Source organism: Duganella sp. FT27W, from assembly GCF_009295655.1.
Classification (GTDB): domain Bacteria; phylum Pseudomonadota; class Gammaproteobacteria; order Burkholderiales; family Burkholderiaceae_D; genus Rugamonas; species Rugamonas zoogloeoides.
This window is the reverse complement of the sequence record NZ_WHIV01000001.1, coordinates 1,124,250-1,149,496: the sequence shown is the minus strand read 5'-3', so window position 1 is coordinate 1,149,496 and position 25,247 is coordinate 1,124,250. Positions and strand designations below refer to the sequence as shown.

At 64.3% G+C, this 25,247-nt stretch carries 21 protein-coding genes; 4 read left to right on the top strand and 17 right to left on the bottom strand.

Annotated elements, in window-relative coordinates:
- Position 1 precedes the first annotated feature (1 nt).
- From F8197_RS04915 to F8197_RS04875, 9 genes are read right to left on the bottom strand one after another with little or no spacing between them, the layout of a single operon-like run.
- Positions 2-1,192: a TIGR03088 family PEP-CTERM/XrtA system glycosyltransferase gene (locus tag F8197_RS04915; protein ID WP_152880418.1), complete on the bottom strand. Its 1,191-nt coding sequence runs from the start codon at positions 1,190-1,192 to the stop codon at positions 2-4.
- The gene (gene xrtA, locus F8197_RS04910) at positions 1,173-2,759 is read right to left on the bottom strand and encodes an exosortase A (protein ID WP_193333332.1); all 1,587 of its coding nucleotides are present in this window, start codon (positions 2,757-2,759) and stop codon (positions 1,173-1,175) included. Before xrtA ends, F8197_RS04915 begins: the two co-directional genes overlap by 20 nt.
- Entirely contained in the window at positions 2,756-4,015 is a 1,260-nt protein-coding gene (locus tag F8197_RS04905; protein ID WP_152880414.1) for a TIGR03087 family PEP-CTERM/XrtA system glycosyltransferase, read from the bottom strand. The genes xrtA and F8197_RS04905 overlap by 4 nt, the downstream gene beginning before the upstream one ends.
- A 3-nt stretch (positions 4,016-4,018) precedes the next feature.
- Complete coding sequence (locus F8197_RS04900) at positions 4,019-5,056, bottom strand: FemAB family XrtA/PEP-CTERM system-associated protein (protein WP_152880412.1); 1,038 nt, start codon at positions 5,054-5,056, stop codon at positions 4,019-4,021.
- Positions 5,053-5,907, bottom strand: a complete 855-nt coding sequence (locus F8197_RS04895) for an XrtA system polysaccharide deacetylase (RefSeq protein ID WP_152880410.1) — start codon at positions 5,905-5,907, stop codon at positions 5,053-5,055. The genes F8197_RS04900 and F8197_RS04895 overlap by 4 nt, the downstream gene beginning before the upstream one ends.
- A complete protein-coding gene (gene wecB / locus F8197_RS04890) occupies positions 5,904-7,061 on the bottom strand; it encodes a non-hydrolyzing UDP-N-acetylglucosamine 2-epimerase (RefSeq protein WP_152880408.1) in 1,158 nt (385 codons plus the stop codon). Before wecB ends, F8197_RS04895 begins: the two co-directional genes overlap by 4 nt.
- 25 nt (positions 7,062-7,086) lie before the next feature.
- Positions 7,087-8,598: a TIGR03016 family PEP-CTERM system-associated outer membrane protein gene (locus F8197_RS04885; protein ID WP_227012068.1), complete on the bottom strand. Its 1,512-nt coding sequence runs from the start codon at positions 8,596-8,598 to the stop codon at positions 7,087-7,089.
- Positions 8,582-9,307 (bottom strand): XrtA-associated tyrosine autokinase, encoded by a 726-nt coding sequence (locus tag F8197_RS04880; protein ID WP_152880405.1) that lies wholly within the window; start codon positions 9,305-9,307, stop codon positions 8,582-8,584. Before F8197_RS04880 ends, F8197_RS04885 begins: the two co-directional genes overlap by 17 nt.
- Positions 9,308-9,316: 9 nt before the next feature.
- On the bottom strand, positions 9,317-10,840 hold the full coding sequence (locus F8197_RS04875; RefSeq protein ID WP_152880403.1) for an XrtA system polysaccharide chain length determinant: 1,524 nt from the start codon (positions 10,838-10,840) through the stop codon (positions 9,317-9,319).
- Positions 10,841-10,991: 151 nt separating this feature from the next.
- Here F8197_RS04875 and F8197_RS04870 point away from each other — a divergent pair, with 151 nt between their 5' ends.
- Positions 10,992-11,600 carry an XrtA/PEP-CTERM system exopolysaccharide export protein gene (locus F8197_RS04870; protein ID WP_152880401.1) on the top strand — a complete coding sequence of 203 codons (609 nt, stop codon included), beginning with the start codon at positions 10,992-10,994 and terminating at the stop codon, positions 11,598-11,600.
- A gap of 159 nt (positions 11,601-11,759) precedes the next feature.
- Complete coding sequence (locus F8197_RS04865) at positions 11,760-12,467, top strand: long-chain N-acyl amino acid synthase (RefSeq protein ID WP_152880399.1); 708 nt, start codon at positions 11,760-11,762, stop codon at positions 12,465-12,467.
- Here the strand turns inward: F8197_RS04865 and F8197_RS04860 are convergent.
- Positions 12,404-14,557, bottom strand: a complete 2,154-nt coding sequence (locus F8197_RS04860) for an O-antigen ligase (protein WP_152880397.1) — start codon at positions 14,555-14,557, stop codon at positions 12,404-12,406. The genes F8197_RS04865 and F8197_RS04860 overlap by 64 nt on opposite strands.
- 36 nt (positions 14,558-14,593) lie before the next feature.
- Positions 14,594-17,290, bottom strand: coding sequence for an XrtA/PEP-CTERM system TPR-repeat protein PrsT (gene prsT, locus F8197_RS04855; protein WP_152880395.1), 2,697 nt, complete (start codon positions 17,288-17,290; stop codon positions 14,594-14,596).
- Positions 17,291-17,522: 232 nt separating this feature from the next.
- Between prsT and F8197_RS04850 the strand changes: the two genes are divergently transcribed.
- Positions 17,523-18,803, top strand: coding sequence for a nucleotide sugar dehydrogenase (locus F8197_RS04850; protein WP_152880393.1), 1,281 nt, complete (start codon positions 17,523-17,525; stop codon positions 18,801-18,803).
- Positions 18,803-19,888, top strand: coding sequence for an SDR family oxidoreductase (locus F8197_RS04845; RefSeq protein ID WP_152880391.1), 1,086 nt, complete (start codon positions 18,803-18,805; stop codon positions 19,886-19,888). The genes F8197_RS04850 and F8197_RS04845 overlap by 1 nt, the downstream gene beginning before the upstream one ends.
- Before the next feature lie 58 nt (positions 19,889-19,946).
- Here the strand turns inward: F8197_RS04845 and F8197_RS04840 are convergent, their stop codons facing one another.
- From F8197_RS04840 to F8197_RS04815, 6 genes are all read right to left on the bottom strand, one after another.
- Positions 19,947-20,297, bottom strand: coding sequence for a hypothetical protein (locus tag F8197_RS04840; RefSeq protein WP_152880389.1), 351 nt, complete (start codon positions 20,295-20,297; stop codon positions 19,947-19,949).
- Between the two features lie 219 nt (positions 20,298-20,516).
- On the bottom strand, positions 20,517-20,897 hold the full coding sequence (locus F8197_RS04835) for an Hpt domain-containing protein (protein WP_152880387.1): 381 nt from the start codon (positions 20,895-20,897) through the stop codon (positions 20,517-20,519).
- A 94-nt stretch (positions 20,898-20,991) separates the two neighbouring features.
- On the bottom strand, positions 20,992-21,867 hold the full coding sequence (locus F8197_RS04830) for a proteasome-type protease (RefSeq protein WP_152880385.1): 876 nt from the start codon (positions 21,865-21,867) through the stop codon (positions 20,992-20,994).
- Positions 21,868-21,925: 58 nt separating this feature from the next.
- Positions 21,926-22,729 carry a transglutaminase family protein gene (locus tag F8197_RS04825; RefSeq protein ID WP_152880383.1) on the bottom strand — a complete coding sequence of 268 codons (804 nt, stop codon included), beginning with the start codon at positions 22,727-22,729 and terminating at the stop codon, positions 21,926-21,928.
- A 14-nt stretch (positions 22,730-22,743) separates the two neighbouring features.
- Positions 22,744-23,697, bottom strand: coding sequence for an alpha-E domain-containing protein (locus tag F8197_RS04820; protein ID WP_152880381.1), 954 nt, complete (start codon positions 23,695-23,697; stop codon positions 22,744-22,746).
- Between the two features lie 10 nt (positions 23,698-23,707).
- Positions 23,708-25,138 (bottom strand): circularly permuted type 2 ATP-grasp protein, encoded by a 1,431-nt coding sequence (locus F8197_RS04815; RefSeq protein WP_152880379.1) that lies wholly within the window; start codon positions 25,136-25,138, stop codon positions 23,708-23,710.
- Positions 25,139-25,247: the final 109 nt, after the last annotated feature.

Below are 25,247 nucleotides of genomic sequence, written 5' to 3'. Positions count from 1 at the left end.
GCTATCCTTTCGTCGGCGCTTGAGTTTGAGGTTGGATAAGGCGGTCGTACACCGCGAGGTAGGCGGCGGCCATGGCGCCCATGCTGTAATGTTCCAGCACGCGGCGGCGCCCGCAGGCCCCGTGGTGGGCAGCCAGGCCGGGAATGCGGTAATAAGGATCGATGGCGCGCGCCAGTCGCACCGGATCACCGGGCGGCGCCAGGGTGCCGGTCCAGCCGCTTTGCACCAGCTCGGGCGTGCCGCCAACGGCAGTGGCCACCACCGGCAGGCCGCTGGCCATCGCTTCCAGGATCGTGTTCGACGTACCTTCCGCCAGCGAGGGCAGCGCGAACACGTCGAAGGCGCGCATCAGCGCGGCGACGTCGTCGCGCGCGCCCGGCAGCCAGGCCTGGCGCGCCAGGCCGGCGTCGCACAGCAGGTCCATGCATTGCTCGCGGCCCGGGCCGTCGCCGGCGATTACCAGCCGGAGTTGTTCGCGCGCTGCATCGTCGTCTTCGGTCAGCAGCAGGAAGGCGCGGACCAGGGTCGGATAGTCCTTGACCTCGGCCATGCGGCCCACGCTGCCGATGACAAAACACCGCTCGCTGATGAATCCCGCCGGTCCGATTGCCGCGCGCGGCCCCAGCCTGGGGTGGAACTGCATGCTGTCCACGCCGTTGTCGATGTGCGTGACCAGTTGCGGCCGCGCGCCAATCGCCTGCACCAGCCAGGCCTCCAGGTCGCGGCTGACAGCGATGAACTGGCCGATCAGCGGCTTGAGCGCCCGGCGCAACAGGCGGTAGCGGCGCTTGCTGCCGTCCAAATCATCGATGTCGCGGCCATGCTCGCCGTGCACCCGCCAGCGCACGCCGGCTGCCGCCGCCAGCAACTGGCCTTCCATGCTGGCCAGGTTACGGCTGTGAACCAGCGCTGGCTGCAAACGCTTGAGCGCATGGAACAAGCGCAGGTAGTGGTTCCAGTCCTTGCCTTCGCGCTTGTTGATGGCGATGATTTCCACGCCGGGACGGCGGATGCGGCGCCGGAATTCGCTGTGGTCGGTCAGGCAGATGATGGCGTGGCGGTAACGCTCCACCGGCAAGTGGTTGATCAGGTTGACCAGGCCGTTTTCCAGGCCGCCGACGTCGAGCCGGTGCACCAGGTGCACGATCAGCGGCGCGGCCGCGTTGTCCGTGTTATCGAGGGGCGGCGACATGGTGCAGTCCCTGTTCGATGGCGGGCAGCAGCGCGTCCAGCAAGGCGGTCATGGCGCGTTCGGCTGGTGCCGGTTCATCGTCGTAGCTGCTGGCGACGATGATTTCGGCGGCGCTGTCGTCGCCGCCCAGCAGCCGGTTCTTGGCGATGACCAGCTTGAGCATCACCGGGCTGGCCGTTTCCAGATCTTGCTGGCGATACCAGCGCCACACCAGCAGCTTGACGTTGGCCGATTGTTCGATGGTTTGCTGCACCGTGATGCGGCGTCCGCCCACGGTGATGTCGTGCTGGCCGGCTGGCGTCTCGAGCCAGCGCGGCAGGCCGGGAACGACCATGCGCCGCACTGGCGAAAGCAGTTCGTCGCGGCGGCGCTGGTGCTGGTACCAGGTCAGTTGCAGCGACACGGTCGCGCCCGATCCATCGTGATAGTTGGCAGACCAGCGCCGTGGCAGGCCGCGGTGCAGCGCATGCCAGTCGGTGGGCGCCATGGGCGTGGCGGTCCACGGCGTCGGTGGCGCTGGCAGGCGAAACGGGCGGCCGGCCATGACGTCAGTGGCTGGCGCAGTATCGCGCGCTGCCACCAAGCGCTCGATGGCCGGCCAGATCGCGCAAAGCGTCACCACGGCAGCGGTCATGGCGGCCAGGCGGCGCGGCGATGCCGATGGCGCGGGTGCAGATGGCACGGAAGGCACGGGGGCCTCCGGCTGACGCCAGCGCGCACCCCACCAGAACAGCAGCAAGGTTACCAGCCCGAAGAACACCCAGCCATAAATCAGGTGGTCAACCCCCAGCGCCAGGCTCATGTCGCTGTAGTGACCGAGCAGGATGATCAGCGCCGCGCGCACACCGTTGGCGATCACCGGCACTACCAGCGACACGGCGATGAATGCCAGCCGCCGCCACGTGCTGCGGTAGGTCAGGTATGCGTACACCGCGCCCATGGCCAGCGAGGCAATCAGGTAACGCAAGCCGCTGCACGCTTCCACCACCGACCAGGTTCCGGTCGGCAGGGTCAGATAGTTGTTTTCCCTGAAGACCGGTATGCCCAGAATCTGCAGCGTGATCACACAAAAAGCAGTGGTGAAGTCGATCAGCGGCGCAATGAACACTTCGCCGAACGGCACGGCCAGCAGCAGGTAGGCGAGCGGAAAAGCCAGGGCGCGGCCCAGCGCCACCCCGCCGATCGCCACCACGCTGCCGATCACCAGCAGTATCAGGCAGAACTGGTGCAGTACCTGCACGCTGGCGACCATGGCCAGCAGCCAACCCGCGCCGACGGCTGCCAGCACCGGCAACGCCAGCAGCGCGGGCCGGATGGGCACATGGCGCCAGTGCGCGCGCTGGCGCCATACCAGCCACGCGGCAATCGGCGCGATGATGAAGCCGTGGGCAAACGTGGCTGAACGGATCCAGACGTCGAACAGCGACCGTACGCTGGCACAATACAGCACCAGCAGCGCCGCCAGCGCAAGCAACAGGCACCAGGCCAGCGCGCGATGGGCGGACGGTGTGCCGGTTGGTAGCGGTGGGTGCAAACCCAGGCGGCGGCGGGCCGATGGTGCGTTCATGTTGTTGGCCCCAAGACGCACGCCGACCCGGCCTGCCATGTCCGGTCTTGCAATGGTTGATTTTGCAGCAGTCGGCCCAGACGCTGCAAATTGTTTTCCCAGCGATAGTCCAGCAATATCCGCTGGCGGGCGCGGGCGCCCATGACCGCCATCGTGCCGGGATGAGCCAGCGCGCCGAGGATGCACTCGATGAAAGCGCCATCGTCGGCAGCCACCATCAACTCCTGCTGCGCGTGGGCCGAGATGCCTTCGAACGCTTGTGGCGTGACGACTACCACCTTTTGCATCGCCATCGCTTCCAGCACCTTGGTTTGCACGCCGCGCGCCAGCGACAACGGCGCCACGGCCAGCATCGCATGGTGCAGGAAGGGCCGCACATCGGGCACATTCGCATGCACGGCCACGCCAGCGTTCCGGCGCAGTTCCAGCACGCGGGCCACGGGGCGCAGGCCGACGATGTGAAACACCAGGCCGGGATGGCGGCTTTGCAGGTGCGGCAGGACACACTGCGCAAACCACTCCACGGCCTCGATATTGGGCTGGTAGTCGAGCGCACCGGTAAATACCACGTTGATGCCTGCCGGGTAAGGCGTGTCGAACCGATGCGCGGGTGAATAAAAGTCGCAGTCCACGCCCAGGTTGAAATAATCGATCTTGTGCGCCGACTCGGGCGCCAGCCGGCGCAACAGCGCTGCTTCCGCGCCGGACACCAGCAAGGTGTGATCGCAGCGCTGCGCCACCTGGCGTTCCCAGGCCAGCAGCCGGCGCGCCTCGCGGCGATATACGCCGGCAAGCGGCCAGCGCGCGGCCTGGCCATAAGCGCGCCATTTTTCTGAGTCGACATCAACCAGATCCATGAGCCGCAGCAACGGCCGGGGGCTGGTGGCCGGCACGTACTGCGCCATCGGTCCGGAATAGGCCAGCACCATGCCGATATCGTGGTCGTCCAGCGTTTGCCGCACCCAGCGTTTCAGTCTGTTGTTCTGGTAGTAGCGCACGCTCAGGGCCTGGCCGGTGAACAATCCCGCCAGGCTGCGCAGCCTGGCCGTCCGGGGCGCGATCCTGATCATGCACGAGCTGGCGCAGCCGGCAGCGAGCATGCCGGCGTGGCGTTCGTCGTCGGGATGGTCGATAAAGGTGCCCAGATGGACTCGGCCACGCGCTTGCAGGTAGCGCAGCACGTGATAGGCACGGATCTTCTCCCCCTTGTTGAGCGGGTACGGAATGCGGTGGGTGAGAAACAGGACATCGCGCATGGCTTATCCGAGCTGGCGCACGAGGTGGGGGCCGAGCGCATTCGCCACGCCGCGCGGCAGCAGCTTCCAGGCGCGGATGAATAGCGCAAAGCGCGGGTTGAGCGGCTGGTTGTCGCGCGGCGCGGCGGCGCCCACCATCTGGCACTCGTAGTGCAGCAGTTGCGGTTCGAACCCCCAGTTCTTCTTGAAGGCGAACGATCCCGTGCCGATCTTGCTGCGGCCGAAGTCGAACACGGTGCAACCCGCTTCGCAGGCGCGCCGCATCACTTCCCAGTACATGAAGTCGTTGGCGGCCAGTTGGCGCGCTTGCAGGTCGCCGCCGCCATAATATGGCAGGATCTGGTCGCGAAAGCGGAAACTGAGCACCGCGCTCACCGCCTTGCCGCCATGCTCGATGCTGAGCACTTCGCACGCATCGCTGAAGGTCTCGGCAAGAAAAGCAAAATAGCGGCGGCTGAAGACCGGGGTGCCCAGGCGGTGCACGCTGGCCGCGTAGCACCGGAATAGCCGGTCGGTATCGTGATCGACATGGCTGCGCAATCCGCCCGCGATCCCTTTGCGGATCATTGCGCGCTGCTTGCGCGGGATCGCCAGCAGGTTTTCTTCGGGCGTGGCCAGCAGCGGTCGGCGGAAGGTGGCATACACGCTGCGCGTGTGCCATTCCGGGTGGCGCGCTTGCAGTTGCCGATATTCGAGGTGATCGACGCCCAGGCGGATCGCCAGCGCCTGCGCTTCGCGGTCGAGCGCTTCGGCCGCTTCCGCATCGCGCGCGACGATGCCGCCATACACGCAAAATGGCAGCGATACCAAGGTATGGCCGAACAGCCGGCTTTTCACTTGCGCCAGCGGCAGGATCGCACGGATTTGGCCGTTCGACTCGGCAGCCAGGAACCAGGTGCGGTGGCCGAAGTGCTGCTCGATCACGTCCTGCCAGCCGGCGCGGTGGAAGAACGTCGCCTCGGGATGGCTGAAGACGAAATCGTCCCAGCGCTGCCGGCTGGCGGCATCCATCAGGGTCACGGTGAGCGGGGGCGGCGTCATACGGGTCCCAGAAAGATGTCGTCGATGCGGCCCCAGCGGAAGTCGTGCAGCAGGCGCTCGAGGCGCACTGCGGTCCGGTGCAGGTTCAGGTAGTGGCGAAAACGGGTCCTGGCGCCCAGTCCGGCCGGTCGAGGCTGGCCGGGATCGAGCTCCCACGGGTGAAAGTAGAATATGCCAGCTTGTCCGTCGCGGAAGTTGACTTGACGCAATGCCCACCGCGAGGCGGCGTACGGCAGCAGTCTGAAGTAACCGCCGCCGCCGGCCGGCCACTGGCGTCCGCACAGCCGCACGGTACTGATCGGCAGTTCCAGCACCCCGGCTTTGCCCCATGGACGCCAGGCGAAGCGCGGGCTGTCGGGCATGCCGTAGTGGTCATGGCGGATCGGGTAGATGCTGGAACTGTAGCGGTAGCCGGCCTGGTGCAGGCTTTCCAGCGCCCACAGGTTGTCGGCGGCGATGGAAAAGCTCGGCGCGCGATACCCGAGGACCGCTTGGCCGCACAGGTCTTCCAGCAGCCGCTTGCTGCGGACGACATCGTGGACGAATGCCTGCTGCGTCAAATGCGTGACGCGCTGGTGGCCGTAGCCGTGGCTGGCGATTTCGTGGCCGGCCGCCGCTACCTGTCGCACCAGGGCCGGGTGGCGTTCGGCGATCCAGCCCAGCGTGAAAAACGTCGCCAGCACGTGGTGGCGGTCGAGCAGCTCCAGGATGCGCTCGACATTGCGCTCCACGCGCGACGGCCACTTGTCCCAGTCGGCGCGGGCGATATGGCTGTCGAAGGCGGAGACCTGGAAATAGTCTTCGACGTCGATGGTCATGGCATTGCGCAGCATGTCATTCGTGCTGGTCATGGCCGCCTCCGGCGCCGTTGCGCGAACCACGTGTTGACGGCAGCGGCAATGCGGTCGGCTGCATGGCCGTCCCAGTACTGCGGCACCCGGCCGGCCTTGCCGCCGAAGCGCAGGATGTCGCGCGAGAGCGCCAGGATCACGGCCGGATCGCGCCCGGCGATGGCATTGCTGCCCTCGGTGACCGTGATCGGCCGCTCGGTGTTCTCGCGCAGGGTCAGGCATGGCACGCCCAGCGCCGTGGTTTCCTCCTGCACTCCGCCCGAATCGGTGAGCACCATGCGCGCCGCCTGCATCATGGCCAGCATCGCCAGGTAGGGTTGCGGCTGCATGCAGGCCAGCCCGGGCGCATCGAGCAGGTCGGACAGGTCGTGCTGGTGGATCATAGCGCGGGTGCGCGGGTGGAGCGGGAACAGCACCGGCACGTCCGCGCTGAGGCGGGCCACGGTGCCCAGCAGTGAACGCAGACGCTGTGGCTCGTCCACGTTCGACGGCCGGTGCAGGGTCAGTAGCGCATACGGGGCGCCGTCGGCGATGAAACCGGCCAGATTGGCGTCGCGCAGCACTTGCGCCACGGACGGCGCAGAAGACAGGCGCAGACGCAGGGTGTCGATCATGACGTTGCCGACGAAGTGGATGCGGCCGGCGCCTATCCCTTCGCGCAGCAGGTTGCTGGTGCCGCTCGCCTCGCTGGTAAACAGCAGTTCGGCCACCTGGTCGGTGAGTACGCGGTTGATTTCCTCGGGCATGGCGCGGTCGTGGCTGCGCAAGCCCGCCTCGACGTGGAACACCGGGATGTTCTTCTTGGCGGCGGTCAGCGCGCAGGCCAGCGTGGAATTGACATCGCCCACCACCAGCACTGCGGCAGGTTGGGTTTGGTCCAGCACCGGCTCGAAGCGGCGCATCACTTCGGCAGTCTGCCATGCGTGGCTGGCCGAGCCCACCTCGAGCCGGAAGTCGGGCGCGGCGATGTCGAGCGCCGTGAAAAAATCGCTGTCCATGTCGGCGTCGTAGTGCTGGCCCGTGTGGACCAGCACCGGCCGCGCGGCGAAGTCCGGTTTGGCGAACGCGCGCAGGATCGGCGCCATTTTCATCAGATTGGGCCGGGCGGCAACGACACAGACGATGACCGGTTTGCTGGGCGGCTGGGATGGCATGAGCGACTCCGTCATAGGGTGAGGTTCAAAAGGCCACCGTCAAGCCGGCGCCCAGGCCGTTCTCGCGGTAACTACCGCCGGCATTGCTGGCATGGCGGCTGTGGCGCAGGTTGACATCGAGGTCGATGCCGCTGCGCAGCCGGTGCGACCACTGCACCGAGACCACGCTGTTGCGGTCCTGGCGCCGCGATGTCAATGACTTGGCCCGGCTGTGGCTGGCGCCCACGGTGACACCGGCGCGCGCCGACAGTTGCCAGTTCCAGCCGGCCTGGAAAGCGCTCTGGCGGGTGCGGTCCTCGAGCGTCAATTGATCCGGCCCGGTGAGGATGCTGTCCACCGCGCTGCTGGTCTGCGCCGTGCGGTCCAGGCGCGACGCATTGAACGCCAGCGCACCACGGGTGCCGCTGTACACGGACGCCAGCCGCAACGATTTTTGCAGGTAGTAACGATGACTGAAGAAATTGACATTGCCGTCACTGCCCAGCAGTTGCGAAATCAGGAGGAAGGCCTTGACGCTTTGCACGCGCTTTTGCGGATCGGGGATCTTGGTTTCCCACAGCTGGTACAGAAAATCGCCGAGGCCGGCGGGCGACACGCGGAAGAACTGCGCATGCATGGTGGTGATGTCTTCGTCGTAGTTCAGCGTCCACAACATGCTGCGCATGCGGTAGGCGGCGTCGAGCTTGTAGGTCTTGCCGAAGTAGCGCCTGCCATAACTGGCCGACACCCGGGTGCGCGGCGACGGCGTCCAGTTGGCGCCCGCCGACCAGTACTGGCCTTCGGGCTGGCTGCTGCTGGCGTGGTAATCCTTCTTTTCGCGCCCGCCAGTGGTAAACACGCCCAGTTCGGGCTTGAGCGGGTAGCTGAGCGTGAGGGCCGCATTGGTCATGGTGACCGGCGCCAGCGCGCTGTCGTCGATATGCTGGCGGTCTAGATTGAGCTCCCAGTTCCAGCCACGCCCGCCGTTGTCGCCCACCAGTTGCAGCCGGGCCGCGTCGCTGCGCACGCTCAGCAGCCTGCCGCTGGCCACGCGCTGCATGTCGTAGCGCAGCGTGGCCGTGGCCAGGCCGCGAAAATAGTGGTGCAGATAGGGGCTGGCGCTGTGGGCATGCACGGTATCGCTGTTGGTGGTTACCTGCGCCGGATCCACCAGGCGCGGGCCGAAGCCGGAGATGTTTTGCCGGTTGATGCTGGCGCGGGCATCGAAGTACAGCCAGTCCGGCAGCACTTGCGCATGGCCGCTGGCATCGAGCTGATGGTTGATACGGTCCGCGCGGCGCTGGTAGATGACCTTGTGCAGCCCATACGACAGCGCCAGCTGCAAGCGCTGGCCGGCGTTGGCGGTAATGGCGATACCGGGCGCGATTTCCGTGCTCAGCTCGGACTGGGCCAGTTCGGCCGGCGCCAGGTTGACATTGTCGGTATAGCTCTCGCGCAGGCGCACGGTGGGCGTCACGGTCCAGTCGACAGCGTGGGCCAGCGATGGCACCAACGGCAGACCCAGCACGACCGCCGAGAGTCTAATCATAGTAGCCATAGTATTTGGCATCGGCGGTAGCGCGGCTCTTGTTATAGATCAGGTTGACGTTCGGGCAATGCTGAATACGCTGCAATGCTTCCTTCACCGCATGTTGGGTGGTGTGTTCGGCTTCGACCACCATCACCACTTGCCCCATGTGGGCGGCCAGCACGCTGGCTTCCGTGGTGAGCAGCAATGGCGGTGAATCGAAGATGACGATGCGGTCCGCATAGCGCCCGGCAATATCGGCCAGCAGGCGGCTCATGCTGCGGCTGGCCAGCAATTCGGTGGCGTGCTTGTCGGCACGGCCGGCCGGCACCACGCTCAGGGTGCGGATATTGGTCTTGAGGATCACGTCCGACAAGTCCGCCTGTTCACCCAGTAACACATCCATCAGGCCAGGCCCTGGCGGCAAGCCAAGCACCTTGAGCACGGAAGGACGGGCCACATCGGCATCGACCAGCAACACCGTGCTGTCCATTTCCATGGCGATGCTCATGGCCAGGTTGACGGCACAATATGTTTTGCCTTCGCTGGGGAGGGCGCTGGTGACCACGATCAGGTTGCTGTTGGCGATGGTTGCGGCCCGCGCGGTGCGCAGCAGCGGGCGTTTGATGGCGCGAAAATCCTCGGCCACTGCAGTGCGGCCACCCTCCTGGGTGACCAGGCCCAGCCCGGCGAGCCGTTCCAGGTCCAGTGTCACTTGCCGTGAATTGCTCAGTTCCATGGCGGCCTCCTAGCGCAGCGCGGTGCCGGCCAGTACCGCACCATAGGCCACCAACACGCTGGCCAGCGCCGCACCGAACGCAACATTGGCGCGCTTGCGTTTGATTTTCTCGCGCTCGGTCCAGTTCATCGACACCGTACCCAGCACGGACAAACCGGTGCGCGCACGTAGCTCGCCGGGCGTGAGGAAAGTCGGGCGCACCTGGCTGATCAGCAACGCTGCGGCGATTCCAGTCAGCAAAGCACCGCCGAGCACCAGGGTGGACAGCAAAGGCCGGTTGGGGCCGTTGGGTGTCAGCGGCACCGTGGGTGGGTCGATGATCTTGAAGGTCATCATGTCGGTAGTGGAGCTGAGATCGCCCGACAGCTTGGCCGCTTCGCGCCGGCCGATCAGTTTTTCGTAGTTTTCCTTGTTGATCAGGTAATCGCGGTTGAGCTGGGCCAGTTGCGATTCCACCTCCGGCACTGCGTGCACCTGGGCCAGCAGGCGCTGGTGACGCGCTTCGTACTCTTGCACGCGGGCGCCGATAGCGGCCACCCGGGCCTCGGCCTCGGTCTGCGCCACCTTGAGCTGCTGCAACATCGGGCTGTAATTGCGGCCGGGATCGCTGGCAGCACGCAGCTTGCTTTCCTCAACCTTGCGCGCCTCCAGTTGCGCCACCAGGCGGCGGGCAGCGACGATGTCCGGGTGCAGCTCCGTAAATTGCAGCAGCATCGCATCGAGATTCTTGTTGAGCGCGGCGATCCGGCCATCGAGCTCGGGATTGTCGATGCTGGCCGGATGGGGATCGACCGACAGGATGGGCTCGTCGCCGCTGATCTGGCCGGCGATGGCATTACGCGCCTGTTGTGCCTCCACCAGTTCGAGCCGGGCGGCGCTCAACTGGTCCGCAGCTTGCTGCAGCTGGCTGCTGAAATCAGCGCCGCCGCGCGGCAGCAGGCCGGTGTGCCTGCGGCGAAATTCCATCACCGAATTTTCCGCCGCCACCAGTTTGTCTTCGTACGCCTTGATCTGGTCGTCGATGAATTGCACGGCCTTGCGGGTTTCGCTGGTTTTACCCTTGAGGCTGCCCTCGACAAAAATGGTCAGCAGCGACTGCACCACGTCGCGTACCAGGCGCGGATTGGAATTGCTGTAGGTAATCGTATAAATGTCGTAGTTGGCGGTGCCGCCGATGCGAATCTTGCCCATCAGTTCATCCAGCTGGCGCTGCTGTTCCCTGGGCGTGCGGGCATTGACGTCGAGATCGACCATGCGCATCACCCGTTCCACATTGGGCCGGCTGAGCAGGGTGCGGCTCATGATCGACACTTGCTGTTCCACGTTGGGCACGCTGGTCATGCCGGCCAGCAATGGTTTCAGGATGCTCTGGGTATCGACAAATACGCGCGCCGTGGTCTGGTAATCGTCGGGCAACAGGGCCACCTTGGTCCAGCCCAGTACGGCGACCAGCCACATCACCGACATCGCGGCCCAGCGGTACTTCCAGATCCCTTTGAGACTGGAGACGAGCTGGGTAATCAACTCCTCCATGATCGGATTCTCCAGTGGCTGCGGACAGGGAATTCGATTATAGGGGCCGGTTTCCAGTGATTTTTCCTAAGTCCATCGCGCTTGAGGCACATCAAGCAGAGTTCGCCTGAATTCTCAATCATGGAAGCCGGACATCGACACGGGGGCGATCATGCTGGGCTATTTGAAGGTTGCGGGAGTATTCATATTGTTGGCGGCCCTGGCCGGCTGCGCCAATGCGCCATCGCTGGTGGAACCGGAAGCACCCGCCGCCCCGGTCGATTACCTGATCGGCGCCGGCGACGTGCTCAATATCAACGTCTGGCGCAACCCTGAAGTGTCGCTAAGCGTGCCGGTGCGGCCGGACGGCAAGATCACCACGCCGCTGGTGGAAGACTTGCAGGCCGCCGGCAAAACTTCCACCCAACTGGCGCGCGACATTGAAAAATCGCTGGAAAAATACATCCAGCAACCACTGGTGACGGTGATCGTCACCAGCTTCGTCGGCCCCTACGCCCAGCAGATCCGGGTGATCGGCCAGGCTGCGCGGCCGCAAGCGTTGGCCTATCGGCAAGGCATGTCGCTGATGGACGTGCTGATCGCGGTCGGCGGCATCACCGATTTTGCGGCGGGTAACAAAGCCAACATCATCCGCACTGTCGATGGACAGCGGCTGGCGCTGCCAGTACGCCTGCACGATTTGCTGCGCAACGGCGACATTTCAGCCAATGTCATGCTGTTGCCGGGCGACATATTAGTGATCCCCGAAGGCTGGTTCTGAAAAAGTTCCCACAATATTTTTTTTATTTGAGGGAACTTATTTGAAAGTAGCTCTGTCTGAACCATGCATGAGCCCAGCGCCCCTGCCGGTGCTGGCCGGTAGACCAGACTGGAGCCCAAAGTGCACGATGACGACGCTATCATTTCTTTTGAAGCTGGAATGGACCTGCGCGACCTGGTGGTGGGAGAAGGCAAGGGCGAAGCCCTGCTCGACCACCAGCTGGACCAGCAAATATTTCATATTCGCATGGCCAACTCGGAAGGGCGGCGCGAAGCCGCCAGCTTGCTGCTGAAAAAAATGTATGGCTGGCGCGGTTACGCGGTGGAACCCGGCACTACGCCATCGCCCAACAAGATCACGCTATTTGCCGAAACCGGCGGCGAAACCGTGGGCACCATGTCCTTGTGCCTCGACAGCACCGAGATGGGCTTGCCTGCCGACGAAAACTACCGCGACAAGCTTGACGAGCTGCGCGGCGAGCACCGGCGCCTGTGCGAGCCGTCGCGGCTGGCCATCGACAAAGGCGTCTCCAAGCGCGTGTTCGCGGCGCTGATCCACATTTCCTACATCTATGCACGCAATATTCACGGTTATACCGATTACGTGATCGAGGTTAATCCGCGCCACGTTATGTTTTACAAGCGCATGCTCGGTTTTCGCAATTTTGGTGGCCAGCGCGAATGCACCCGGGTGGGCGCTCCGGCTGTGTTACTGCGGCTCGAACTCGAATACATGGGCGAGCAAATCCGCAAATTCGGCGGCCAGATGGAAAAGCACGAGGCATCCGAGCGCTCGTTCTACCCCTATTTTTTCCCGCGCTGGGACGAGCCCGGCATTACCGGCCGTCTGATCGAAGGCAAGACCTGACGCGGCTGCAACGACGCCGCGCCCAGCACCAGCATGGACAGCAAGGCGATGCGCGGCACATCGACCAGGCTGTCGAACAGGCCCACGACCTGGAAGCCGGCCAGCGCTGCCAGCCAGGCCGCTGCCGCAAACTCGCGCTGTTCGAAAGCGCGAACCAGCAGTTGGGCGCCGGCGCCAAATACCAGCAACAGGGCGGCCAGCAGCCCTGTCCAGCCCATCTCGAAATACAGGTTGAGCGCGAGATTCTTGATGTGCCAGGGCAGGTGGTGGCGGTCGCTGGAAAAGAACCAGTAGTCGTTGGTCTGGCTAAAGTCGCCATTGCGCAGCAGTTCGCGGTCATCCGGCAGCAGGCGCAAGCTGGCGCTGGTCACCTCGACCACCGCGTTTTGCCCCTCCACGGCCAGCTCCAGCCGCACCGGCGCCGCGCGGCTGCCCAGCTTGCCGGCGTTGAAATTCATGGCCAGGCGCTGCCAGTCCGGGCCGGTGGCCAGCCGCTGCATTGGCACGGCGATGCAATGGATCGGATACAGCAATTGCCGTTCGCACAGGCGCAGGTGCAGGAACGCCATCGGTGACGCGGTGCGCACGTCCACTGACAGGTGGTACTCGCGCCCGGCGATGAGCGGCACGGTTTGCCAGATCCGCAGCAGCTCGCCGTAGCCCGCCGCGTACCGGCCGGCGGAGAGCCGCAGGAAGCGGCTGCTGTGGAGTCGGCTGTCATCAGGTTGGCCGCCGTAAAAGCGATCGCAGTGGTAGCGGCCACCGCAGCAGCCGCTACCGTCGAGGCGGTTGCTGTGAAGCTGGCCTTCGAGAGAACGCTCTTTGAGGATACGCCCACTTTTTGAGCAACCTTCGTCGATGTCGTTGCCGTAAGACTGACTTTGGCCAGTCGCCTCGCCGGGAAGCCCATCGTCCGCCTGTTTGACGTACCGGTAGCCTGGCGGGAGTTCCTGCCCGGGATTACGCCAGTAATAGGTCGCTGGAAATGTACCGAGTCCCATGCCCAGCGCCGAGGTCGCGCCATCGTCATCCATCATGCCCAGCACATCGCGCCAGTGCTGACGGCGGTGGTCGAAGTCGATGGCGGTGGTGGCAAAGCGTCGCTCGACGTAATAGCCGTCGTGAAAGGCCAGGGCCGCCGCCGTCACCAGCAAAACCGCAAGCGCAGCCGTAAGCCTGCGGGTCTTGTCTGTCGCCGGTGCCGACGCCCGCCACCAACCGGCAGCCACCACCAGCAGCGATACCGCATACGCCGCATACAAGCCGCGCGAAAACGTCGCCAGGCCCGCGTACAAGGCCAGACCGAGCAGCGCCAGGCCCGCCAGCGCCTGCCACCAGTGCCGGGCCTGGTGCAACCAGAGCGCCACCAGCGGCGCACATAGCGCCAGGTAGCCATCGAGCGCCGCGCCGCCGGTGTGCATGGCGGAAAACGGCGCGGTGATGCGGTAATCGGTGGACAAATTGAGCAAGCCGGGAAACAGCACCCGTTCCCGCACTGCAGCGCTTGCCACCAGCAGCAGTCCGGCCAGCATGCCGGGCACGAAGTGGCTGGACATGCGTTCCAGCTGTGGCCCCGCAGTGCGGCGTAGCAGCGGCAGCAACAGCAGCGTCCACAACCACGCCTTGGCGATGCGCGCGGCATTGAACGGGCTGAAATAATTGCTGAAAGCGTTAGGATCAGCCAGCATTGCGAAGTCGACACCAGAGCCGGACCACGGCTGCAAGCCGCGCCACAGGCCGCGCAACAAGCCGATCATGCAGGCAATCGCCATCAATGCCACGCCGGTGCGCAACAACGGCGCCCAGGCGGGCAGGGCGGTCTTTTCGCATTGCAGGCGGCCGTAACAGCACGCCACGGTGGCCAGCATCAGCAAATCGATTTCTTCGAGGAAGAACCAGCCGGTCACCGGCGCCAGGTCCACGACCGGCAGCAGCGCCGGCAGCAGGAACAGCCACAGCGCTGGACGCCAGCACAGCAGGGCCACGTAGCACAGCAGCAGCGGCGCCAGCCAGTGTCCGCGCAGCGGATACACGGCGAGCGCCGCCGCCAGCGCCGCCATCGCCAGCCCGGCAATCGCCCACCTGGACAACCGTTCGCCCGCGCTGCGCACTGTAAAAACGCGCGATCAGCGGCTGGCGACCGGGCCAGGCACGCCGGCCCTGGCCTGCGCGGCCTCCAGGTGGCGGCGGATATCGGGGTTGTCCGGGGCCAAATGTGCCGCGCGTTTCAGGTAGCCTATGGCGCGCGGCAACTGGCCCTGCCCGGCCAGGATGGCGCCCAGGGTGTCGAGCACTACCGGGTTATCCGGCGCAATGGCGTAAGCCTGCTCGGCGGTGGGCAAGGCGCGGTTGTCCTGGATTTGCTGGTACAACCAGGCCAGGTTGTTGAGCACGAGCACCTGGCCGGGCGCGTGCTGGTGCAAGTGCTCGAATTGCGCGATGCTGGCCACGAAATCCTTCTCGGCCAGCAGGCTGTTGGCATAATACAGGCGCGTGGTGCGGTCATCGCCGTGACTGTCCAGCCATTGCCGCATGCGTTGCCGGGCCTGGTCGGGCTGACCGGCCTGCACCAGCGCGCTGTAAAGCGGGATCAGCATCGGCGCCCCCGGCTGCATGTCGAACGCCTTTTGGTACAGCTTTGCGGCCGCCAGGAATTGCTTGCGAGCGAGCAGGATGTCGGCCTCCAACCGGTAGCCGAAGGCATCGGCTGGCTGTGCCTTCTGCAAGCCGTGCACCACTTGCAGCGCCTGCTCCCATTCCCGTTGCCGGATCAGCAGTCGCACTTGCGCCACTTGCGCCTGGGCGCGTGCCGGCGATCCGGCCGCCAGGGCGCCCGGCGCCAGCACCTTGTTAAGCGCCTTGTGGGCGCCGTCGAAGTCGCCATTTACCGTGCGCAAATCGGCAATGCGCAGTTGTACATCTGCCGCGTTCGGTTGCACGATGGACAGCCGCACCCAGTTGTCGAGCGCCTCATCGGGCTTGCCGCTGCGCTCCTGCAACTGCGCCAGTTGGCCCAGCACTTGCGGGTTGGCAGGATGAACGGCGGCCAGCTTTTCCAACAATAACAAGGCACGCGGCAAGGTATTGCCGCGCGCCAGGAAGCGCGCCAGCCGCAAGGTGGCATCGACATCGTCGGGATACTCGCGTACCGCGCGCTCGAGCCAGGTCTGCGCCAGCGCCGGCTGCCCGATCGAAAGGGCGAGATTGGTCAGCGACACCATCAAGTCCAGGTTGCGCGGATCGCGCGCCAGCGCGCTTTCCAGCCGCTTGCGTGCCCGTTCCGGCTGCTTGTCGATCAGGTCGAGCCGGGTCAGGTTGTCGTGCGCCGGCAGGAACAGCGGATCAACCTTCAGCGCCCGCTCGAAGCTGGAGCGCGCGCCGGCATGGTTGCGTTTCATCAACAGCACGCCGCCCTTGAGGTTTTGCACCATCGGATTGTCGGCATGCTGTTTTTCCATGCGCTGCACCGTGGACAGCGCGCCGTCGTAGTCCTTGCTGCGCAGTTGCGCGAGCACCAGCAACACGCCGGTACGCGACGATTTTTCGTCGAGGCTGACCGCCTCTTCGAGCTGGGCGATGGCGCGCTCGCTGTCGCCCTGGCCCAGGTGGCTCATCGCCAGCGCCGTGCGCAGCATGGTGGTGTTCGGCGCCAGTGTACTGGCTTTTTCGAAATGCGCGGCCGCCTGGTCGTAGCGCCGCAGCCGCAGCGACAATTCGCCGGCCAGCGCTTGCAGTTCGGCGTCGTTCTCGTGGTTTGGCAACAGCGGCGCGATCACCGTCATTGCCTGTTTGGCGTCGCCGCCATGCATCAGCACCGAGGCCAGCAATTTGCTGGCGTAGGCCTGGCCAGGGTGGGCTTCGAGGAATTTGCGCAGGTGTTGTTCCGCCTGTGGGTAGGAACCCACGCCGCGCATCACCACGCCCATCAACAAGTGGCTGGGCAAGTGTTCGGGCGCGGCGCGCAGCACCAGCTGCAATTGCTCGCGCGCCGATTGCAGCTTGCCCTGGCGGAAATCGAGCAGCGCCTGGGTGTAGATCAGCATCAGGCTGTTGGGCGAGACGTTGCGGGCAATCGCCAGCTCCTTGCCCGCCTGCTCGAACTGGCCGGACTGGATGTGCAAGCTGGCAATGTCGACGTGCGCCTGCACCAGCGCCGGATGCAACACCAGGGCACGGCGATACGCGGCCAGCGCGCCGGGGTTGTCGCTGTTGAGGCGCAGCAGGTCGCCTTTCAGGCGCCAGGCATCGACGTCATCGGGAAAACGCGCCAGCGCCCGCTCGACCAGGGACAGCGCCAGCGCGTGGTCCGCCGTCTGCAAGGCGATGCGCGCCTGCCCGATCAATGCCGCCGGATGCTCGGGATGGTCCGCCAGGATCTGCGCGAACAGCTTGGCCGCCTCGTCGTTGCGTTGCAGTCCCAGCAGGGCGTGGCCGCGCAGGGCCAGCAAGCGCGGCTGCTGCGGATCGGCGGCGATCTGTTTGAGCATCTGGTCGAACTGCCCTTGCAGCAACAGCGATCTGCCCAGCCACGGCATCACCTCGGTGGCCGCCATGCCCAATTCCAGCGCGCGCCGCATTTCCTTTTCCGCCGACAGGATGTCGCCCGTGTCCAGGTACAAGCGCCCCAGCGCCATCCTGGCGCCGGCGTCTTTGGGCGCATCGCGGACCAGGTTTTTCAGCTTGATGATGGCCGACCTGGTTTCGCCGCGCGCCTCGAGCTGGCGCGCCTCGGCCAGCAGTTGCTGGGGGCTGGACCTGGCGCCGCAGCCGGCCAGCAGCACGGGCATCAACAGGGTACAAAACAATGGAGACAGCTTGGACATGGCGCACTCCTGGCGAACAAGACTTGTTAGGGTAAGGAGCTTGGTCGCACGCTTCGTTGATGCCCCGCAAGATCGCGCCCGATGTGGCGATCATCGCGCAGCAGGTTTCGAGGTTCCCGCAATGGACGGCCGTTTGTGCCACCTCAATGGTGGGCCGGCACCCCTCCGTAGAATCGGCCAGACCCGGGTCGAAAACCCGCCTGGATTCAACGCTTTTCAGACGAGGTGCCAAATGGAAGTGGTCGCAGTAGTCGGATTGGGATACGTGGGGTTGTCGCTGGCGGTGGCGTTCGGCGCCAGCCGGCGCACCATCGGTGTCGATTTATCGGAGCGCAAGGTTGCCAGTTACCGGATGGGCATCGACCCCGCCGGCGAAGTCACCGCCGCGCAATTCCAGGCGTCGCGCTGGCTGGAAATGGGGTGCGATCCGGCAGCCCTGGGCGAGGCCGACGTCATCATCGTGGCCGTGCCCACGCCGGTGGACAGCGCCCACAACCCCGATTTTTCGGCGCTGGTCGGTGCCAGCGAGTCGGTGGGGCGCTACATGAAACCGGGCGCGATCGTGGTCTACGAATCGACCGTGTATCCGGGCGCTACCGAGGAAATCTGCATCCCGCTGCTCGAACACCACTCGGGCCTGACCTGGCAGCGCGATTTTCACGTGGGCTTTTCGCCCGAACGCATCAACCCCGGCGACAAGGAACACACGCTGGCCTCGATCCGCAAGGTGGTCTCGGGCGACGACGACGCCACCCTGCAGCGCGTGGCGCAACTGTACGAGCAGGTGGTCGATGCCGGTGTGCACCGGGCGTCGAGCATCAAGGTGGCCGAAGCGGCCAAGATCATTGAAAACACCCAGCGCGACCTCAATATCGCGTTGATGAACGAACTGGCCATCATCTTCGACCGGCTCGAGATCGACACGCTGGAAGTCTTGCAGGCCGCCGGCACCAAGTGGAATTTTCTGCCGTTCCGCCCGGGCCTGGTGGGCGGACACTGCATCGGCGTCGATCCCTATTACCTGACGCACAAGGCCGAAATGCTTGGCTACCATCCGCACGTGATCCTGGCCGGGCGCCGCATCAACGACGGCATGGCCAAGTTTGTGGCGGAAAAGACCGTCAAGCAGATGGTGCAGGCCGGCTTCAAGCTCAAGGGCTGCCGAGTCAATGTGCTGGGCCTGACCTTCAAGGAAAACTGCCCCGACCTGCGCAACTCCAAGGTGGCCGACATGATCCGCGAACTCGAATCGTACGGCCTGCAAGTGCATGTGCACGATCCGGTGGCCGATGCCGCCGAAGCCATGCACGAGTACGGCGTCAAGCTGTCGAGCTGGGACGAACTGCCGTGTGCGGAGGCGCTGATTTCCGCCGTGGCCCACCGCGAACTGTGCGAGCGCCCGCTGGCCCAGGTGCGCGACAAGATCGCCCCGGCCGGCTGCTTCATCGACCTCAAGTCGCAGTTCGACGAAGCAACGCTGCGCGCCAGCGGCCTGTCCGTGTGGAGGCTGTGATGCATGACTACGACAACGCCTACGAAAACGGCGCGCCCGCCACCGGCGCCTACCAGCGCGTGCGCGAACAACTGGCGCAGCAACAGTACCGCTGGGTGGTGACTGGCGCGGCCGGCTTCATCGGCTCCAACCTGTTGCAAGCGCTGCTGGAACTGGGGCAGCGGGTAGTGGGGCTCGATAACTTTCTCACCGGCTATCGCCACAATCTGGAGCAGGTGCGCGAACAGGTCGGCCCTGCGATCTGGCGCAATTTCGAGCTGATCGAAGGCGATATTCGCGACGCCGTGGTGTGCCGCCGCGTTTGCGAACGGGCCGACTTCGTGCTGCACCAGGCCGCGCTGGGTTCGGTGGCGCGTTCGATCGAGGATCCGCTGCTCACCAACGACATCAATGTCGGCGGTTTCCTCAACGTGCTCGACGCCGCGCGGCTGGCGGGCGCACGGCGCGTGGTGTATGCGGCGTCGAGCGCCACCTACGGCGACCACCCGGCATTGCCCAAGCAGGAGCCGCATATCGGCCGGGCACTGTCGCCTTATGCCGTAAGCAAACATGTCAACGAGCTGTACGCGGCAGTGTATGCGCGCAGCTATGGCCAGCAATCGATAGGCTTGCGGTACTTTAATGTGTTCGGTCCGCGCCAGGACCCTTGCGGCGCGTATGCCGCCGTCATTCCGCAATGGATTGCGGCCATGATCGGCCAGCGCCAGGTCGTTATCCATGGCGACGGCGACAGCAGCCGTGATTTTTGCTACGTGGCCAACGTGGTGCAAGCCAACCTGCTGGCGGCGCTCGGCGAGCAGCCGGCCGCCGCCAACCAGGTCTACAACGTGGCGCTCGGCCATCGCACCAGTCTCAACGAGCTGTACCTGCTGTTGCAGGAGTTGCTGGTGGACCGCTACGGCCACCTGCGCGACTTTCAGCCGGCCTACGCCGATTTCCGCGTCGGCGATGTGCGCCACTCGCAGGCCGACATTACCAAGGCCGCCGAACTGCTCGGCTATGCACCCACCCACGACCTGCGGCGCGGCCTGCGCCAGGCCTTGCGCTGGTATATCGAACAACTGGACCACGGTCGGCGCGCATAAAAAAACCGCGCGGCCCTGGGGCGGCGCGGCAATTGGTCGGACCAGGCGACTCGACCGATCAGCGCTGCAAGTGCCCGGGGCCGGCACGCACCAGGCCTACCAGGCCGGCGGCACGGGCATCGCCGCCATTGGCCGCGCGCTGGAACAAGTCCATCGCTTCGTCGCGTTTATCGGGATCCGAGAGGTAACGCAGCGCCAGTTCGCGCTGGGCCACCGGGGAGCCGAGGTCGGCCCACTCTTGCAACCTGCGCTCGGCGGCGACGTGGCCGGCGTCGCCGATGCGCGTGGCCATGGCTTCAATCTTGGTCGGAGCGGGTATCGGGCTTTCCTGCGCCTGCCAGCCGATCGCGGTACCGACCATTACCAGTACCGACGCCACCAGCACTCCAGACTTGTTGAATAAATCCATATGCTCGATTATCCCCTTCAATGCTTGCCATTCGATGTCCCGATCTTACAATCGGGCGCACTGCAACGTCGCACGGCTTGCACAGCAAAAGAGGCGGCCATCCGTGATCAGCGATGGCGATAGTAGCATGCAGATTTCTCAACATTGACGATTTCAAGGATGGTCTTGGGTAACAATTGTAACCATTCGTTAAAGCCGTCAACCGGCTTCAGGCGGAAGTTACAGTTGCGCCAGCCAGGCATCGCCTGCTGCCAGTACGGCGTTATATTCAGCGTGGACGGTGTCCAGCAGGGCAGGGATGCCAGCGGTATCGCGCGCGGCCAGGGCCTGTTCCAGCGCCAGCGAGGCGGCAACCAGGCGCTTGGCGCCCAGGCTGCCCACCGAGCCGCGCAGGCCGTGGAAGATTTTGCCCGCTTCGACCAGGCGGCCGTCATCGATGGCAGCGCGGACCTGGTCGAGCGGCATCTGGCGCGGAGCGCAGGCATCGCGGACGATCTTGGTGACGATGGCCAGCGCCTTGTCATCATTGCCCATGTATTTGAGCAGCGTGGTAACCGAGAATACGTCGTCGTCGGTAGGTGACCGGGGGGTATCAGGCATACGTCACTCCAGAGGTTGAGTGCACATCATACCCCGGTCCGCCAGAGACGTACCGGGCAGTTGTGCACACATTGTTACAATTTAATGGGAATGCTTACTGCTGACCGTCGCTGAACTGCTGCGCCAGGGTTTGCAGCGGTACCCGGGGCGCGGCGGCAACCACCAAGCCGGCCGGCGCAGGTACTCGCATCGGCTTGGCGGTCGCGCTGCTGGCATGCAGCACATTGTCGCGGGTGTCGGGCGCGGCGTCCCATACCGGCTTGTCGAGTCCCTCGAACACCTGCTTGAGCTGGTCGCCCCAGGTGTTGCGGATCATCTGGAAGTACTGGTTGCGCTGATCGATGGTGACGAAGTGGGTGATGGCCAGCGCGCCTTGCTCATACACGAGCAAATCGAGCGGCAAGCCGACCGACACGTTCGAGCGCAAGGTGGAATCCATCGAAATCAGCGCGCACTTGGCAGCATCGTCGAGGCTGGTGGCAGGCGTGATCACGCGGTCGATGATCGGCTTGCCATACTTGGCCTCGCCGATCTGGAAATAGGTATTTTCATCGTGCGATTCGATGAAGTTTCCGGCAGAATAAATCTGGAACAAGCGGCAGCGCTCGGCCCCGATCTGGCCGCCAAGGATGATGCTGACATTGAAGTCGATGCCGAACTCGGCCAGCGCTTTGGCATCGCGCTCGTGCACCCGCCGCACCACATCGCCGAGCAGGCGCGCCGCTTCGAACATGCTGGTGACATTCCAGATGCTGCGGCCATCGGCACTGACATAATCGGCCACCAGTTGCCGGATCGATTGCGAGATCGACAGGTTACCAGCGGTCATCATGACCATGGTGCGGTCGCCGGGGACGTCGAAGACGCTCATCTTGCGGAAAGTACCCACCTGGTCCACACCCGCGTTGGTCCGCGAATCCGATAAAAACACCAGGCCGGCATCGAGGCGCATGGCCACACAATAAGTCATGTTGGATCTTGATTAATGAAAACAGTTTAATTTTACACCGAGCAACCTTTCACGGACACTAGCGAGTAGAAATATCGACTGTCACCTCCATCGATTCAATGCCGCCGCCGCGCCGCACGCCGCGTATCGGCGCGGCGCCGTCATAGTCGCGGCCGATCGCCAGCCGACAATACGCATCGGTCATCAGGCGCGCATGGGTAACGTCGATGCTGATCCAGCCGTGATAATCCTTGTCTTCCACCCAGGCGTCCACCCAGGCATGGCTGGCCGCGTGGTCGCTGTCTTCCGGATCGATGTAACCGGACACATAGCGCGCCGGAATGCCATGCGCATGGCAGCAGGCCAGGAAAAGGTGAGCGTGATCCTGGCACACGCCCTGGCCCAGCGCCAGCGCGTCGCTGGCGGTGGTCGTGACCGCCGTTGCACCGCTTTGATACTTGACTGCACCAAAGATGTGCTCGGCTAAACTCATGAGGTCGCGCGATTGCGCGCGGCCATCCGGCAGGCACGACGCGGCCAGCTCGAGAATGCCGGGCGTGGCTTCGGTCAGCCGGGTCGGCGCGGTAAACAACAGCGGCGACAGTGCATCGCCGTTCGGCACCCGGCCCTTGAGCGGGGCCGTGGTCTCGACGATGCCGGACGCGACGATGTCCAGCCCCCGGTGCTGGGTGTCCATCGTCATCATGTGCGACAGGTTGCCAAAAGCGTCGGTGTAAGCGTGCACATGACCAGGCACGTTCAGGTGCCAGGAATGCACCTGCTGCTGCGGTTCCTTGCGCGGCGTCATGTGCAGTTGCTGGATGGTGTAGGCCAGCGGCGCCGTATAGATATAGCGCGTTTCGTGCCGTATGGTCAGTTGCATCGATTACCTTTCGTTCATGCCGCCAGGGGAACCAGGAAATCGCGGCTGACGCGATTGCCAAGCTGATTGATGTCGGCCAGGAAGCGGGTGAGGGTGTCGTGCAGGCCAGCTTCGAGGATGTCATCGATCTTGGAAAACTGCAGCGCCGCGCGCAGGCGGCCGGCCAGGCGCTCGGTATCGGCCGACACGTCGTTGCGCACTTCGCCCAGGTTGTGTACCACCTCGTCCATGCACGCCAGCAGCGAACGCGGCATGTCGGCACGCAGCATCAGCAGTTCGGCGATACGCGCCGGGGTGATCACGTCGCGGTACACCTTGCGATAAATTTCGAAACCCGAGACGGAGCGCAGCAGCGCGCCCCAGTAATAAAAATCGCGCTGGTTCATGGCGTCGCGCACGGCCGGCGCGGCGGTACCGCTGTGGAACTTGACGTCGAGGATGCGCGCCGTGTTGTCGGCCCGCTCCAGGAAGGTGCCCAGGCGGATGAAATGCACGGCCTCGTCGCGCAACATGGTGCCCAGCGTGACGCCGCGCGACAGGTGCGAGCGGTACTTGACCCATTCGAAAAACTTGCTGGGATCGTCCTCCAGCATATTGCTCTTAAGCATTTTCTGCATGTCGAGCCAGGTCTGGTTCTGGGTTTCCCAGACCTCGGTGGTCAGCGTGCCACGCACGGCGCGGGCGTTTTCGCGCGCCTCGGTCAGGCACGAGACCACCGACGACGGATTGGCGGGATCACGCACCATGAAGTCGATGACTTCGCGTGCGCCGAGGACGTCGTAGTGCTCGGCAAAGCGGTGTTCCAACTCGGAAATACCGAGCAGGGCGCGCCAGACCTGGGCGTTATCTTCGTCGGACTGCGGCAACATGCAGGTTTGCACGTTGACGTCCAACATGCGGGCGGTGTTCTCGGCGCGCTCGGTGTAGCGCGCCATCCAGAACAGGTGATCGGCGGTGCGGCTTAACATGGGTGTCTCCTTAGCGTTCCAAAATCCAGGTATCCTTGGTGCCGCCGCCTTGCGACGAGTTCACCACCAGCGAGCCTTCCTGCAAGGCCACGCGCGTCAGGCCGCCGGGCACCATCGAAATGGTCTTGCCAGACAACACAAACGGCCGCAAGTCGATATGGCGCGGCGCGATGCCGTTCTCGACATACGTAGGGCAGGCCGACAGGGCCAGCGTGGGCTGGGCGATATAGCCGTTGGGGTTGGCCAGCAGGCGGGCCCGGAAGTCTTCGATCTGCTGCCTGGTCGAAGCCGGTCCTACCAGCATGCCGTAGCCGCCGGCGCCGTGTACTTCCTTGACTACCAGGTCGGGCAGGTTGGCCAGCGTGTACGCCAGGTCTTCTTTCTTGCGACACTGGTAGGTCGGCACGTTGTTGAGGATCGGCTCTTCCGACAGGTAAAACTTGATCATGTCGGGCACGAACGGGTAAATCGACTTGTCGTCGGCCACGCCGGTACCGATCGCATTGGCCAGGGTGACGCGGCCGGCGCGGTACACCGACAGCAAGCCGGGTACGCCCAGCGAAGAATCGGGACGGAATGCCAGCGGATCGAGGAAATCGTCGTCCAGGCGACGGTAAATCACATCGACCCGCTTGGGGCCGCGCGTGGTGCGCATGAAGACCGTGTTATCGCTGACAAACAAATCCTTGCCTTCGACCAGTTCCACGCCCATTTGCTGGGCCAGGAACGCGTGCTCGAAGTAGGCCGAGTTGTACATGCCGGGGGTCATTACCACCACCACCGGGTCGGTAATGCCCATCGGCGCAACCGAACGCAGGTTGTCGAGCAACAAGTCGGGATAGTGATCGACCGGCGCGATTTTGTTGCGTGCAAACAACTCAGGGAACAAGCGCATCATCATCTTGCGGTCTTCCAGCATGTACGACACGCCGGAAGGCACCCGCAAATTATCTTCCAATACGTAAAACTCGCCTTCGCCGGCGCGCACGATATCGACCCCGGCAATGTGGGCATAGATGTCGGAAGCGACATTGATGCCTTGCATTTCCGGTCGATACTGGGCGTTCTTGTAGATTTGCTCTGCCGGGATCAGGCCGGCCTTGACGATATTCTGGTCATGATAAATATCATGGATAAACATATTGAGCGCTTTAACGCGCTGCACCAGGCCGGCTTCCATCTGCTTCCATTCGGCAGCAGTGATAATGCGGGGAATGGTGTCGAACGGAATCAGCCGTTCGGTGCCGGCGTCGTCGCCGTAGACGGCAAAGGTAATACCCACCCGGCGGAAGGTCAGATCCGCCTCCGCCCGCTTGCGTTCGATGGTATCGGGCGACTGGCGTTGCAGCCAGCCACAAAACTCACGGTAATGCTCACGCACCTCGGCGCTGGCGTTGTGTGCCAGGCCATCTGCGGTCATTTCATTGAAAAATTTTCCCATAATATAACTTCCCCCCTGTTGAGTGCAGTTATATCAAGAAACATGCCAGAAGACCCGCACGATTATGGTGCATAAAAAAAGCACGCGACCAGCGCGTGCTTTTTCGGTG